Annotated in this window: 15 protein-coding genes and 1 pseudogene; 1 reads left to right on the top strand and 15 read right to left on the bottom strand. The window is 72.6% G+C overall.

Annotated features, from left to right (window positions below; all coding sequences use genetic code 11):
- Nucleotides 1-167: 167 nt before the first annotated feature.
- The 15 genes and pseudogenes from L1885_RS12650 to proS form a co-directional block, all read right to left on the bottom strand.
- A complete protein-coding gene (locus L1885_RS12650) occupies nt 168-1784 on the bottom strand; it encodes a YifB family Mg chelatase-like AAA ATPase (RefSeq protein ID WP_235797166.1) in 1617 nt (538 codons plus the stop codon).
- Entirely contained in the window at nt 1785-2147 is a 363-nt protein-coding gene (locus L1885_RS12645; protein WP_235797165.1) for a YraN family protein, read from the bottom strand. It lies immediately after the preceding gene.
- A gap of 534 nt (nt 2148-2681) precedes the next feature.
- Complete coding sequence (locus L1885_RS12640; RefSeq protein WP_225013617.1) at nt 2682-2993, bottom strand: DUF2469 domain-containing protein; 312 nt, start codon at nt 2991-2993, stop codon at nt 2682-2684.
- A gap of 52 nt (nt 2994-3045) precedes the next feature.
- Nucleotides 3046-3534 carry an NUDIX hydrolase gene (locus L1885_RS12635; protein WP_308117318.1) on the bottom strand — a complete coding sequence of 163 codons (489 nt, stop codon included), beginning with the start codon at nt 3532-3534 and terminating at the stop codon, nt 3046-3048.
- On the bottom strand, nt 3524-4285 hold the full coding sequence (gene lepB, locus L1885_RS12630; protein WP_235797164.1) for a signal peptidase I: 762 nt from the start codon (nt 4283-4285) through the stop codon (nt 3524-3526). Before lepB (L1885_RS12630) ends, L1885_RS12635 begins: the two co-directional genes overlap by 11 nt.
- 56 nt (nt 4286-4341) lie before the next feature.
- Nucleotides 4342-5268, bottom strand: coding sequence for a signal peptidase I (gene lepB, locus L1885_RS12625; protein ID WP_235797163.1), 927 nt, complete (start codon nt 5266-5268; stop codon nt 4342-4344).
- Nucleotides 5192-6286: pseudogene (lepB, locus tag L1885_RS12620) on the bottom strand (signal peptidase I); the annotation flags it as partial. The pseudogene lepB (L1885_RS12620) and the gene lepB (L1885_RS12625), both read right to left, overlap by 77 nt.
- Complete coding sequence (gene lepB / locus L1885_RS12615) at nt 6279-7190, bottom strand: signal peptidase I (protein WP_235797162.1); 912 nt, start codon at nt 7188-7190, stop codon at nt 6279-6281. The gene lepB (L1885_RS12615) and the pseudogene lepB (L1885_RS12620), both read right to left, overlap by 8 nt.
- A gap of 289 nt (nt 7191-7479) precedes the next feature.
- On the bottom strand, nt 7480-7830 hold the full coding sequence (gene rplS, locus L1885_RS12610; protein WP_235797167.1) for a 50S ribosomal protein L19: 351 nt from the start codon (nt 7828-7830) through the stop codon (nt 7480-7482).
- 132 nt (nt 7831-7962) lie between these two features.
- Complete coding sequence (gene trmD / locus L1885_RS12605; RefSeq protein ID WP_235797161.1) at nt 7963-8784, bottom strand: tRNA (guanosine(37)-N1)-methyltransferase TrmD; 822 nt, start codon at nt 8782-8784, stop codon at nt 7963-7965.
- Complete coding sequence (gene rimM, locus L1885_RS12600) at nt 8781-9491, bottom strand: ribosome maturation factor RimM (RefSeq protein ID WP_235797160.1); 711 nt, start codon at nt 9489-9491, stop codon at nt 8781-8783. Before rimM ends, trmD begins: the two co-directional genes overlap by 4 nt.
- Before the next feature lie 79 nt (nt 9492-9570).
- Nucleotides 9571-9810, bottom strand: coding sequence for an RNA-binding protein (locus L1885_RS12595; protein WP_235797159.1), 240 nt, complete (start codon nt 9808-9810; stop codon nt 9571-9573).
- A gap of 2 nt (nt 9811-9812) precedes the next feature.
- Nucleotides 9813-10253: a 30S ribosomal protein S16 gene (gene rpsP, locus L1885_RS12590; RefSeq protein ID WP_235797158.1), complete on the bottom strand. Its 441-nt coding sequence runs from the start codon at nt 10251-10253 to the stop codon at nt 9813-9815.
- A gap of 297 nt (nt 10254-10550) precedes the next feature.
- Nucleotides 10551-11159 carry a hypothetical protein gene (locus L1885_RS12585; RefSeq protein WP_235797157.1) on the bottom strand — a complete coding sequence of 203 codons (609 nt, stop codon included), beginning with the start codon at nt 11157-11159 and terminating at the stop codon, nt 10551-10553.
- Nucleotides 11160-11445: 286 nt separating this feature from the next.
- On the bottom strand, nt 11446-12858 hold the full coding sequence (proS, locus tag L1885_RS12580; protein WP_235797156.1) for a proline--tRNA ligase: 1413 nt from the start codon (nt 12856-12858) through the stop codon (nt 11446-11448).
- Nucleotides 12859-13160: 302 nt separating this feature from the next.
- Between proS and L1885_RS12575 the strand changes: the two genes are divergently transcribed.
- Nucleotides 13161-13539, top strand: a 379-nt coding sequence (locus L1885_RS12575) for a methyltransferase domain-containing protein (RefSeq protein WP_372481930.1), incomplete at its 3' end; no start/stop codon positions are given.

Genomic DNA, 13539 nt, shown 5'->3' with positions numbered 1-13539 from the left:
GACGCCGCCGAGCCGGGCCTCGGCCTGCGCGGCGTCGGCGTGGAGCAGTTCCAGGAGCCGCACGGCGCCGATCCTGGCGATCCAGCCGCCCCCGGTCTCGTCGCCCGGCTCGAGGACCCTGGTCAGGGCCGCGCGGGCGCGACGCTCCTGGTCGGGCGCCCCGGCCGTCACGACGCCGCCGCCGGGGCCGGGACACCGCGGGGGATGCCGGTGCGCAGTTCGAGCGCGAGTGCCACGTCCCGCTCCCCGGGCCGGTCGCGGCCCGCGAGATCGGCAACCGTCCAGGCCACCCTGAGGACCCTGTCGAGTCCGCGCACCGTGAGCATGCCGCGCTCCAGGTCGCGTTCGGCCAGCGCGAGCGCTCCGGGGCCGACGGGCCAGCGGGTGCGCAGCTCGTGCCCCGGCACCTGGCTGTTCAGTCGCCAGGGCAGGCCCTCGTAGCGGGCAGCGGAACGCGCCCTGGCGTCGCGCACCCGGTCGGCCACCGCCGCCGTGGGCTCGCCCCGCCCGCCATGGGCGAGCAGGTCGGCGCGCCGGACGGGCTGCACCTCGACACGCAGGTCCACCCGGTCCAGCAGGGGGCCGGACAGGCGTGCCTGATAGCGCCGCACGACCGCGGGCGGGCACTCGCAGGCGCCGCCGGGGCCCCCGTGCCTCCCGCAGGGGCAGGGGTTGGCCGCCAGCACCATCAAAAACCGCGCCGGCAGCCGCACCACCCCGGCGCTGCGCGCCACCACGACGTGCCCCGACTCCAGCGGCTGGCGCAGGGCGTCGAGGGCCCGCCCGGAGAACTCGGGCGCCTCGTCGAGGAAGAGCACCCCGCGGTGGGCGAGCGAGACCGCGCCCGGCCGGGGCAGGCCGTTGCCGCCGCCGATGAGGGCCTGCATCGTCGCCGAGTGGTGCGGCGCGCAGTAGGGCGCGGCGCGTACCAGTGGCTCGCCCGGAGGCAGGATGCCCGCGACGGAGTGGACCGCGGTCACCTCCAGCGCCTCGGGCCCGCTCAGCGGCGGCAGGACCCCGGGCAGCCGCTCGGCCAGCATCGTCTTGCCCGCGCCCGGCGGTCCGGACAGCAGCAGGTGGTGGCCGCCCGCCGCGGACACCTCCAGCGCCGCGCGCGCCACCGCCTGGCCCGCGACGTCCGCGAGGTCGGGCCCCGTACCCTCGCCGGCATGCTCGATTCCCGTGCCGACGCCGGCGCCGGGCACGACGAGACCGGCGAGCATCGGGTCCGGACGCTTCAGCGCCTCCTCCCTGGGCTCCTGCGGCACGGGCTCGTCGGCAAGCACCGCGATCAGCTGGGCGAGGCTGCGCACACCGAGCACGGAGATCCCCGGCACGAGGGACGCCTCGCCCGCGGTCTGCTCGGGCACGACGACCTGGCGGTGGCCGGCTTCCGCCGCCGCGAGCACGGCGGGCAGGACGCCGCGCACCGGCCTGACCCTGCCGTCGAGGCCCAGCTCGCCGATGAGCACGAGGTCCGCGAGCGAGCGCGGGTCGACGCGTTCCGCGGCTCCGAGCACCGAGGCGGCCACGGCGAGATCGAATCCGCTGCCGCTCTTGGGGACGAAGGCCGGGCTGAGGCTCACGGTGAGCTTCTTCTGCGGCCATGGCACCCCCGCATTGACCACGGCCGCGCGCACCCGGTCCCTGCTCTCCATCAGGCTCTTGTCGGGCAGCCCGACCAGGGTGAACGCAGCGACGCCGGGCTCCAGGTCCGCCTGGACCTCCACCACCACGCCCTCGACCCCGACCAGTGCCACCGAGCACGTCCGTGCGAAGGCCATTCAGGCCACCCCCCGCACGTGCTCGATCTCGGGCGCCCCGCGCCCGGGCACCACGATCCCCACCAGGTCGATCCGCACCCCGCCCGCCGGCGGACCCGCGGACCGTTCGATCCAGCAGTCCGCGAGCCTGCGCAGCCGCTCCGCCTTCACCGGCGTGAGCGCGGCCATCGGATGCTGGAAGCCGCCCGCCCTGCGCGTCTTGACCTCGCAGACCACCAGGACGTCGGCGTCCATGGCCACGATGTCGATCTCGCCGGTCCTGCCGCACCTCCAGTTGCGTGCGAGCAGCGTCATGCCCGCCGCGGTCAGCAGCCGTGCCGCCAGCCCTTCCCCGTACCGCCCCAACGCCCCCGTCGCGTTCATCGCGCACCACCTCCGCCACCGACTGTGACGGATCCGGCGGACTCAAGTGGATCTTGATCCGGGAGCGGTGGAAAACCCCGCGATTGTGGAAAAGCCCATCACCCGGGTGGGTGACAGCCGGGAGGGGAGCGCGGCGGAAGCGCAGGGAAAACGGCTGACGACGAGGGCAGCCGAAGCCTCGCGGAGGAGCCGCGCCACGGGCCGATGCGACGTGCGGGGAGCGGCGCGACGGACCAGGAGCCGTGTGACGGGCGAGGAGCCGTGTGACGAACCAGGAGCCGTGCGGGGAGGCGGCCGCCGGATCAGGGAGCGCCCGGCACCGGCGCTCGGGCGATGCGCTGACCGACTGCGGGACACATCACGGTCCGGACCGGCCGCGGGGCACATCACGGTCCGGACCGGCCGCGGGACAATCGCGGTCCGGACCGGCCGCGGAACACAACGCGCTCAGGCCGACACGCGGGCCGACGCGCGGCCGGGTCAGGACGCGTGGACGACGGGGGCGGGACGCCCCGGCCGGAGCGGGGCGGGGGATCAGCCCGCCGGCAGCTCCAGGTCGTCGTTCTTGTTCAGCTCTTCGATGTTCACGTCCTTGAACGTCAGGACGCGTACCTGCTTGACGAACCTGGCCGGCCTGTACATGTCCCAGACCCAGGCATCCGCCATCGTGACCTCGAAGAAGACCTCACCCTGAACCGAGTGCACCTGCATCTCGTAGTCATTGGTGAGGTAGAACCGGCGCTCGGTCTCGATCACGTATTTGAACAGGCCGACGACGTCTCGGTACTCCCGGTAGAGCTTCAGCTCCATCTCGGTCTCGTACTTCTCGAGGTCCTCGGCGCTCATGGCATCCCCTTCAGCCGTTCGTCCCCCCATTGTGCTCCGGGACCGACGCTCGCTAGGCGATTTCCGTGTCGAGCATCAGCGGCGTACCGGGGGGACCGTCGTCGAGCAGCGTACGCAGCAGCCCGGCGAGCCTGGTCGGGTACACCGTCTCACGCGTGGCCTCCAGTTCCGCGCAGGTCCACCAGCGCAGGCCGCCCACGCTGCGCTTCTCCAGCTCCGTGAGGCCCGCGGGAGCCGTCGCGGTCTGCTCGGTGCGGCCGAGGAAGTACCACTCGTCCTGGTCCCAGCGCCGCCCGTCGAACGGGAACGAGCAGACCCGCCGCCACAGGACCGGACCGAGATCGACCCGTGTGATCCCCGTCTCCTCCGCGAGCTCGCGCAGCACGGCCTGCTCCCGGGTCTCGTCGCCCTCGAGGCCGCCGCCCGGGGTGAACCACCAGGTCGTCGCGGGATCGTCGGGTTCGTGCCCGTGCATCAGCAGGATCCGGTCGTCGGGGTCGAGCAGCACCATCCGGGCCACCCGCCGCAGCTCAGCGGGCACCGGCGGTCTCCCTCGAGCCGGCCGGCGCGGGCCTGCCCCTGCCGCCGCGGCTCAGCAGCGGCCCCAGCGCGGCCCCGAGGAAGATCAGCACGGCTCCCGCGATCACGGCCACCGCCATCAGCCGCAGCGGACCGGGGCTGGAGGTCCCGCCCGGCAGCGCGGCGAACGTGCCCGGGCGCGCCATGAGGGAGGCCGGCGGCCAGGCGACGGCGTCGACCCGCCCGCGCACGTCGGTGCGCGGAACAGAGCCCTGTTCGCTGTCCTGGAGGTGCACCCGGGAGTCGAGCGACGTGGCGCGCTCGTCCCCGAGCATGAACAGCTCCCCCGCCGGCACCTTGGCGGAGAAGTCCGCGTTGGCGGCGCGGCCCCCGCCGATCGTCTTGTCCGTGTACGGCTCGTCGAGCGGGCGGCCGTCGACGGACATCCTGCCCTGCTTGTCGCAGCAGGCGACGGTGTCGCCGCCGATGCCGACGACCCGCTTGACCAGGGGCAGGTCGCCCCACTCGGAGTCCTTGAAGACGACCACGTCGCCGCGGTGGACCTCGTCCCCGGATATGCGCTGGGCGAGGACCTTGTCACCGGCCTTGATCGTGGGGGTCATCGACCCGGTCGGCACGGTCCAGGGCTGGTACTCGACGGCCGCCCACGCGAACCCGCCGAGGAAGAGAACGCAGCCGAGGGCCACGACCAGCCCCGACACCCTGCTGCCGAGACGGCCGCGACCGTCGTTCGTCCGTGCTGCCCTGCTCATCCCGGCACGCCCCCGCTCGGAGTGTGGTCCCGGCCCTCGGGTATCCGGGAGGCACCCTACCCGGCGGTACCGGAGCGGGTCAGCCGCTTCCGGCGCCACAGGACCAGGGGGACGGCACCCGCGAGGCCCGCCGCGGCGGGGGCGCCGGTGAGCGCCGCCGCACTGAGTCCCTGCTGGTCAAAGGTGTCGGGCACGCCCAGGATGTGCCAGCGGTCGACCGGCCACGCCACCACGAACGCCCGTCCGACGACGTCCTTTGTGGAGACCGTGCCGTTTCCGGGGAGGTTCTGGTGGTAGCGGGAGTCGCTGGAGTCCTGGCGGTGGTCGCCCATGACCCAGATGCGGCCCTGGGGCACCTTGATGGGCCCGAACGGCAGGTCGTCGCAGGGGGTGTTGCCGGGGTAGATGTAGTTCTTCTCGTCGAGGGCGTGGCCGTTGACGACGACCTTGCCCCCCTTCTTGCAGGAGACGGTGTCCCCGCCGACGGCGATGACCCGCTTGATCAGGTCCTTCTCCTCCGCGGACGGCATCAGGCCGATGAAGCTGAGGCCCTTTTGCAGCACGTTCTGCTGGGGGGTCGGCTCCCCTTCGAGCCAGCCGCCGGGGTCGTGGAAGACGACGACCTCGCCGCGCTGCGGCTCCGAGCCGAACCACGGGGTCAGCTTGTCCACCAGCACCCGGTCACCCCGCTGGAGGGTGTCCTGCATGGAGTCCGAGGGGATCGAGAACGCCTGGACGAGGAACGTCTTGATCACCAGCGCCAGCGCGAGAGCGATGATGATCAGCAGGGGCAGTTCCTTCCAGAACGAGCGCTGCTGCCTGGGCCCGCGCTGCCTGCGCGAGCCGCCCGCCCTGTGCGTTGTCGTGTCCTGCTCGTCCATCACTCCACCTGGCACTCCGTCGATCACGGCTTCGGGCGACTCGGCGAGCTGCTCGCGGCCCTCCTCGGGACCCTCGTGTCCGGACCGTGCGCCGACCGCCACATCCCCCACATCCACTCCTTCACTTGGTGTGAATTCGTCGGGTCCGAATTCACTGCGTGTGATCCCGCGGCGGTGCGTCCTCTCCGCGCGGGCGCCCGCCCCGGGGCCGGGACAGAACTACCACTCCCATAACGAGCGGGAGTTCCGCAGGGGTCGGGGGCGCGGGCAATCCGTTGCGGTCCCGACGGGCCACAGTAGGCGACCGGGACGTAGCGGCGGCGTGAGAGTCCCCCGGGGACGGCACCGATCCGAACGTCGCGGGCTCCTCCAGCTTGCGCCAGTGGCCGAAGGGCCAGGCGATCACGACCGCCCGGCCCACCACGTCGGAAAGCGGCACGGTGCCCTGGAATTCCTCGTCCAGGTGGAAGCGCGAGTCCGCGGAAAGGGCCCGGTGGTCGCCGAGGAAAAAGAGCCGTCCCTTGGGTACTTTCACCTCGAACGAGATCGTCGAGGGCGCGTTGCCGGGGGCGAGATAGGGCTCGTCGAGCGCTTTTCCGTTGACGGTGACTTTGCCATTCTTGTCACAACATTTGACGGTGTCCCCGCCGACGCCGATCACCCTTTTGATGAGGTCCCGGTCGTTCGCGGACGGCAGCAGTCCGATGAACGTCAGTCCGCGCTTGAGCTGCTTGACGGCGGCGGGTGACGTGTCGGGGGCCTGCTTCTCGCCGGACAGCCAGTCCGAGGGGTCCTTGAAGACGACGACGTCACCGCGGCTGGGCTCCGACCCGAACCACGGGGTCAGCTTGTCCACGAGCACCCGGTCGCCGATGCGGATGGTGTTCTCCATCGAGCCCGACGGGATCACGAACGCCTGGACGAGGAACGTCTTCAGCACGAGCGCGATCACGACGGCGACCACGATGAGCAGGGGTATCTCGGTGAGCGCCGAGCGCCGTCTGCGCCGTTTGACGCGGCGGGCCAGCCTTCTGCGCTCGGCGCGCCCGGGCAGCCCCTGCCCGCCGCCCGCGGGTCCTGCCTGCGCGGTGTGGCCCGCCGGGCGGCCGCGCCTACCCATGGGGACCCCCCGCCGCCGGAACGCGGTCGAAGGCCGTGCCGGCGCCGCGTACCGTCGACCAGCGGGCGAAGGGCCAGCCGATCCAACGGGCCCTGCCGATGACCTTGCCGACGGGCACCATGCCGCCGCCGGGGTCGCCGAGGTGGTCGCGCGAGTCGCTGGAGTCGGAGCGGTGGTCGCCGAGGACGAAGAGAGTGCCCGGCGGCACCACGAGGTCGAAGTCGACGCTCGACGGGACGTCGCCCTCGTGCACGTACGGTTCGCTCACCGCGCGCCCGTTCACCTGGATCCTGCCGTCCTTGCCGCAGCACACCACGTGGTCGCCGCCGACGCCCACGACGCGCTTGACGTAGTCCGTGTCGGCCGGTCCGGCGAGCCCGAGGGCCGCCGCCGTGCCGCGTACGAGCGAGACGACCGGGTCGGGGCCCGGCGGCTCCTGCACGAAGGAGCCGGTGCCGTCGAACACGACGACGTCGCCCCGGTGGGGCGTCCCGCCGAAGCGATAGGCCGACTTGTCGACCAGGACGCGGTCCCCGACCTGCAGGGTCGGCTCCATCGAGCCGCTCGGGATGAGGAACGGCTGCAGGACGAAGTGGCTGAAGAGGAGGAGGAAGACGACGCAGGCGGCGCAGAGCCCCACCAGGCCCCGCCACGACAGCAGCCCTCTCCGGGCGCCCTCGGAGCCGTCGGGATCCGCCTCGGAGCCGTCTGGGTCCGCGTCGGGGCCGTCAGGGTCCGCCTCGGGGCCGTCGTCCGCGCGGGCCTCCCGGGCCTCCGTGCCGAGGTCCGGGCCGCCCTCCGCGCGTCCCTCCGGCCCGGCCTCCGCGCGTACCTCGGGGCCGCCGTCCGCACGTGCCTCCCGGGCCGCCGCCTCGCCGGTGTCCCGGGCGGCGCCACGAGACACCTCGGAGGCGGCATCCGGCCGACGCGCCTTTCGGGCGGCCTCCTTGTCGGCCGAGGGGTTCCCCGCGGTCCCGTCCGCCGAACGCCCGCCGGCGGCGGGAGCCCCCACCTTCGTGCGACGGGCCGCGCCCCCGGAGCCCGGGTCTTCGTCCGACCGGACCGCCGAACGCACGGAACGCGGCCCCTCTTCCCTGTCCCCCGAGGGGAAGGGTGAGGGGCCGCGCTCTGTGTGGTTCGCGTCGCTGTCCATCGGGCCCTGAGCTTATCGGGCCCTTCTGTGGACCCCGCCGTCAGTTGTCGCGCTTCTCCTTGATCTTCGCGGCCTTGCCGCGCAGATCACGCAGGTAGTAGAGCTTCGCGCGGCGGACGTCGCCGCGGCTGACGAGCTCGATCTTCTCGAAGATCGGGCTGTGCACGGGGAAGGTCCGCTCGACGCCGACCGAGAAGGACACCTTGCGGACCGTGAAGGTCTCGCGGACGCCCGAGCCCTGGCGGCGGATGACGACGCCCTTGAACTGCTGGATACGAGAGCGGTTGCCCTCGATGACGCGGACGTGGACGTTGACCGTGTCACCCGGCCGGAAGGCGGGGAGGTCGGTCCGCAGGGACGCGGAGTCGACCGTGTCGAGCAGGCTGGACATGAAGTTCTGCTTCCTCGCCGATGCCACAGGTCATCAGCGGAATGTCGTGAGACGGTTGGGGTGTGCCGTTCGCGTCGGGCGATGCGTCGTTCCCCCTGTGGCAGGGGCGCACGCCGGACGTAAGGCAGCGGCCTATTCTTCCACGTCGGGCGGCCTGCGCCAAAATCGGCCGCCGGGCTCCGGTGCCCAGCCGAGGATGGAGAGGGTCTCGCGGTCCTTCTTGTCGAACGCGGAGGGGTCGCTGCGCTCGATCAGCTCGGGCCGGTGGGCCGCGGTCCGCTCCAGCGCCTCGTCCCTGCGGCGCCGCGCGATCTTCCCGTGGTGCCCGCTCAGCAGCACGTCGGGCACCTCCCTGCCGCGCCAGACGGGCGGCTTGGTGTAGACGGGCCCCTCCAGCAGGTCGGCCATGGCCCCGGGGGCGAAGGAGTCGTCGCGATGCGACTCGGCGTTGCCGAGGACGCCGGGCAGCAGCCGGGCGACCGCCTCGGTGACGACGAGCACCGCCGCCTCGCCGCCGGCCAGGACGTAGTCCCCGATGGAGACCTCGTACACCGGCATGCGGGTGGCGTACTCGGCCGTGACGCGGCCGTCGATGCCCTCGTAGCGGGCCGGGGTGAAGATCAGCCAGGGACGTTCGGAGAGTTCGACGGCGAGCTTCTGCGTGAAGGGGCGTCCGCTGGGCGTCGGGACGACGAGCACCGGGTCGTGCGCGCCGCGCTCGTACCCGTCGGCCAGCACCTCGTCGAGCGCGTCGCCCCACGGCTCGGTCTTCATGACCATGCCGGGACCGCCGCCGTAGGGGGTGTCGTCGACGGTGTTGTGGCGGTCGTACGCCCAGTGCCGCAGGTCGTGCACCTGGACGGAGAGCAGACCGCTCGCCCTCGCCTTGCCGACGAGGGAGACGTGCAGCGGGTCGAGGTACTCGGGGAAGATCGTGACGACGTCGAGCCTCATCGGGCGCCGCCCCCGCGGCCGGAGCCGCCTTCCTCGCCGCCGTCTTCCGCCCCGTCCGCCCGGCGTCCGGTCGCGGAGGCCTCGTCGCCCGCCGCGTCCGGCTCCGGCTCCGCCCGGGCGCCGGCGGGCCCGTCCTGCGGGTCACCGGCGGAGGCCGGGTCCTCCTCCGCGTCGCGTGCGGACGCGACCTCGGCCTGCGCGGGGTCGATCAGGCCCGGCGGCGGCGCGACGACGGCGCGCTGCTCCTCCAGGTCGATCTCGGTGACGATCTCCTCGACGAAGGGGATCATGACCTCGGAGCCGTCCGGCCGTTCCACGATGAGCAGGTCCTGCGACGGCAGGTGCGAGATCTCCGTGATGCGCCCGATCCCGGTGCCGTCCGCGAGCACCACGTCCAGGTCCATCAGCTGGTGGTCGTAGAACTCGTCGGGGTCCTCGGGCAGTTCCTCGGGGTCGACCTCCGCGATCAGCAGGACGTTGCGCAGCGCCTCGGCGCCGCCGCGGTCACCGACGCCCTCGAAGCGCAGCAGCAGCCGGCCGCTGTGGACCCGGCCCGTCGCGATGGTCAGGGGGCCCGCCGCCGCGGGGTCGGTGGCCAGCACCGCGCCCGGGCCGAGCCTGAGCTCGGGTTCGTCCGTCCGCACCTCGACGGTGACCTCGCCCCGTACGCCGTGCGCGCGGCCGACCCGGGCAACTACCAACTGCACTGCGTGCGCCTCTCCTGATGAAACGGCACGGGCCAGGGAGGGCGATGCCTCCCCGGCCCGTGCCGGTGTTCCCTGTGCTTCAGCGGACCTGGTCCACGTCGACGAGGTCGACGCGGATACCGCGGCCGCCGATCGCGCCCACGACGGTGCGCAGGGCACGTGCGGTCCGGCCGTTGCGGCCGATGACCTTGCCGAGGTCGTCGGGGTGGACCCGGACTTCGAGAACGCGGCCGCGGCGCAGATCACGCGACGCGACGCGTACCTCGTCCGGGTTGTCGACGATGCCCTTCACGAGGTGCTCGAGAGCCTCCTCGAGCATGATCAGGCCTCGGTCGACTCGGCGGCGGCCGAGGACTCGGCGTCGTCGGCCTTCTTGTCGGCCTTCTTCGCCTTCTGGGTGATCGCCTCACCCTTGGGCTCGTCACCGGCCTCCTTGGCGGCGGCCTCGAAGAGCCCGCTGCGGTCGGCCTTCGGCTCGGGCTGCTTCAGCGGCTCGGGGGCGGGCAGGCCCTTGTGCGCCTGCCAGTCACCGGTCAGCTTCAGGATGGCGAGAACCGGCTCGGTGGGCTGGGCGCCCACGGAGAGCCAGTACCGCGCGCGGTCCGAGTCGACCTGGATGCGCGAGGGGTTCTCGATCGGGTGGTACAGGCCGATCTCCTCGATGGCCCGGCCGTCACGGCGGGTACGGGAGTCGGCGACGACGATGCGGTAGTGAGGCGAACGGATCTTGCCCAGACGCTTCAGCTTGATCTTGACTGCCACGGGAGTGGTGTCTCCTGGTCTTGACGTGGTGGGGCACAACGGGATGCCACGTGGGGTTGTGGTACCCGATCTGCCCGATGGACGCGTCAGCCGGAGGAGAGAGGGGTCCTGTTCGACTGTCGAGTACAGCCATTCATTGTGCCACACGTACGGAGCACGGCCGCACGCCCGGCGGCCCCGGCGGCCGCGCCCGGGAGGGGCGCACACGCGGCAGGCACCGGGGCGCGGCCGGGGCGGAGGCACGCGCGGCAGGGCCGGGCCGGACCCGGAGGGCGTGGCGGGGCCCCGCGGTGGCGGTCAGCTCGCCGCCGCCACCACTTCCTGAGCCTCCTGGTCCGGGATGCGGAACGGTTTCCCGCAGCCGCCGCAGACGATGGGGGCCTGCGCGAGGACGGAGGGCACGACGCGCACGTTGCGCCCGCAGTCGCACACGGCCTTGACGCGGACGCCTCCGCCGGAGGAGCCGTGCCTGGCGGCCGGTCCCCGGAAGCTGCGCTTGGTGTCGGCGGCCGTGGCGACGGTGTGCGCCTTCAGGGCGCGCTGGAGCCGTTCCATGGTCGGGCGGTAGCGCCGCTTCGCCTCGGGACTGAGCGCGACCAGGGAGAAGCCGCTGCTCGCGTGCGGCTCCTCGGGATGGTCGAGGCCCATCTCCTCGGCGATGGCGAGGAACCTACGGTTGTGGTACCGGCCGGCGCGCGAGGTGTCTCGCACTCCTCGTGCGGCGGCGATGCCGTGGACCGCTTCGTGAAGCAGCCGTTCGAAGGAGAGCTCGGCGCCGCAGGCGGACGAGGACTCTCCGATCAGGGACTCTGGCGCGGCGAGATCCGGCAGCTCGGGGTGGTACCGCTGAATGTCGGCCCACGCCTGCGCCAGCTCTGCGGCGAGAACAGGTGGTGTCGTGCTCACGTCGTGTACAACGATCAGAATCGCCGCCGGGTTCCATTACGGGGCATCCCAATTAATTTGCCCGTACCCGTCAGTTGCGGTTGATGCGTGCTGACGAGGGCACGTGCGCCGAACTGTGGATAACTCTCACAGCTCGCACCAAGGTGGTACGTAGCGACTCCTACGCAACGGCGCGTAGCCGATCTACGTACCACCCGGAGCGGTGAGTTCCGGTCCTCGGTGCGCACCTTCCGGACCAGCGGCTTCCCGCCGCCGGTGCGTACCGCCCGGGCCCGGCTCCCGGCCGTCAGTAGGCGCGGGCGACCACGGCGATCGCGCCGGCCTCGTCGTCGGTCCCGGGGACCGAGCCGTCCTCGGCGACGAGGCAGCGCACCGTCACGCCCTGCTCGGCGAGCTTGGCCTCGCCGGCCTCGCCGAGCGCGGCCCAGGGGATGCGCCCCCAGCCGGTGGCGGCGGCCTCGACGGCCTCCTCGACGCCGGCGACGTCCACCGTGCGCGACTCGCGGCGCTGCCTGGACTCGCGCAGCAGCTGCGCCTGGTCCTCCTCCAGCAGGCCGGGCAGCAGGCCGGGCAGCGCGTCCAGGGCGACGGGCTCCTTGCCGCCGGGGATGCGCCGGGCCAGCATCGCCGTGCCGGCGGCGACGTCGCGGGGGCCGATCTCGACGCGCGCGGGCACGCCCTTGAGTTCCCAGTCGACGGCTCGGCGGCCGAAGGGGGTGTCCGTGCGGTCGTCGATCTGGACGCGGATGCCCGCCTCCTTCAGACGGGCGCCGAGCTTCCTGGCCGCGTCGAGGACGGCCTCGTCGCCCTTGATCGCGAGGACGACGACCTGGGTGGCGGCGAGGCGGGGCGGCACCCGCAGGCCGTTGTCGTCGCCGTGCATCATGACGAGGCCGCCCACCATGCGGGTGGACGAGCCCCAGGACGTCTGCCAGACGTACTCCTGCTCGCCCGAGCCGGACAGGTACTGGGTGTGGAAGGCCTTGGCGAAGTTCTGGCCGAGTTCGTGGCTCGTGCCCAGCTGCAGGGCCTTGCCGTCGCCCATCATCCCTTCCAGGGTCAGGGTGTTGACGGCGCCGGCGAAGCGCTCCCTGCGGGTCTTGCGGCCGGGCACGAAGTCCATGGCGAGGACGTCGCGCATGAACGCCCCGTACACGTCGCGGTGGATGTGCGCCGCGAAGTCCCGGGCGTCCTCGTACGTGGCGTGCGCGGTGTGGCCCTCCTGCCAGAGGAACTCGGTGGTCCGCAGGAAGACGCGGGGCCGCATCTCCCAGCGCACCACGTTGGCCCACTGGTTGATGAGGAGGGGCAGGTCGCGGTAGCTCTGCACCCACTTGGAGAAGTACTCGTTGATGATCGTCTCGGAGGTGGGCCGGACGACGACCGGCTCCTCCAGCTCCTTGCCGCCGCCGTGCGTCACGACGGCGAGTTCGGGGGCGAAGCCCTCGACGTGTTCGGCCTCCCGCGTCAGGTAGGACTGCGGGATGAACAGCGGGAAGTACGCGTTCTGGACTCCCGCCTCCTTGATGCGGGAGTCCATCTCGGACTGCATCCGCTCCCAGAGCCCGTACCCGTATGGCCTAATCACCATCGTGCCGCGCACCGGGCCGTTGTCGGCCAGCTCGGCCTTGTTGATCAGATCCTGGTACCAGCGGGGGAAGTCGTCCGCCCGCGGGGTGAGTACGGGTGCCTTTGCCATGGCGCGCATCGTACGGCGGACGCGTGGCCGAGCGGGAATCGGGCACCGCACGGAACGGACGCATGCGGCGAACGCCGCGGACACGAACAGTTTACGTGCCCCCCACTGGACGCGGCGGCCGATGCGCAGTTCCCTGGCATACGGGGGATGTGGCTGCGCGAACACGGAGGGTGACCCGGCGGGGCACTCCCACCTCTCGGCGGATTGGGGCGCTATTCATGACAAGGACGCTCGTCGACGACCACAGGCTGCACCGGAAAACGGCCGGGAGAACAGCCCCCGCCGCACCGGCCGTTGCGGACGTGAGTCCGCGCGCACGGGACTGGGCCGAGATCCAGGAACGGATGCTGGTGCCGCTGTACGAAGCGGTCTACGAGCGGCTCGACGTGCGCGAGGGCACCAGGCTGCTCGGCCTGGGCTGCGGATCGGGGCTCTCCCTGCTGATGGCGGCGACGCTGGGCGCGCGCGTGACCGGGGTCGACTCGGACCGGGACCTGCTGGCGCTCGCCGGCGAACGGCTGCGCGCGGGCGCGGCGGCGGACGGGCGGGGCCCGGCGGAGGACGCGGGGCGGCTGCTGCCCGAGGACCGCATCGGGGACGTCTCGGGGCCAGGCGCGGGGCCGTTCGACGTCATCACGGTCTTCCCGCCGGTGGGTCCGGTGGCCGGTGAGACGCGCAGCC

This window comes from Streptomyces fuscigenes (assembly GCF_021556455.1).
GTDB lineage: Bacteria > Actinomycetota > Actinomycetes > Streptomycetales > Streptomycetaceae > Streptomyces > Streptomyces fuscigenes.
This window is presented reverse-complemented; position numbering and strand designations above follow the sequence as displayed.

Bases quoted from the DNA above. Each gene is read 5' to 3' on its own strand.
- L1885_RS12595 (WP_235797159.1), bottom strand. From the start codon at position 9,810: ATGCTCGAGGAGGCTCTCGAGCACCTCGTGAAGGGCATCGTCGACAAC.
- L1885_RS12640 (WP_225013617.1), bottom strand. From the start codon at position 2,993: ATGAGCGCCGAGGACCTCGAGAAGTACGAGACCGAGATGGAGCTGAAG.
- trmD (WP_235797161.1), bottom strand. From the start codon at position 8,784: ATGAGGCTCGACGTCGTCACGATCTTCCCCGAGTACCTCGACCCGCTG.
- proS (WP_235797156.1), bottom strand. From the start codon at position 12,858: ATGGCAAAGGCACCCGTACTCACCCCGCGGGCGGACGACTTCCCCCGC.
- L1885_RS12645 (WP_235797165.1), bottom strand. From the start codon at position 2,147: ATGAACGCGACGGGGGCGTTGGGGCGGTACGGGGAAGGGCTGGCGGCA.
- lepB (WP_235797164.1), bottom strand. From the start codon at position 4,285: ATGAGCAGGGCAGCACGGACGAACGACGGTCGCGGCCGTCTCGGCAGC.
- L1885_RS12650 (WP_235797166.1), bottom strand. From the start codon at position 1,784: ATGGCCTTCGCACGGACGTGCTCGGTGGCACTGGTCGGGGTCGAGGGC.
- rplS (WP_235797167.1), bottom strand. From the start codon at position 7,830: ATGTCCAGCCTGCTCGACACGGTCGACTCCGCGTCCCTGCGGACCGAC.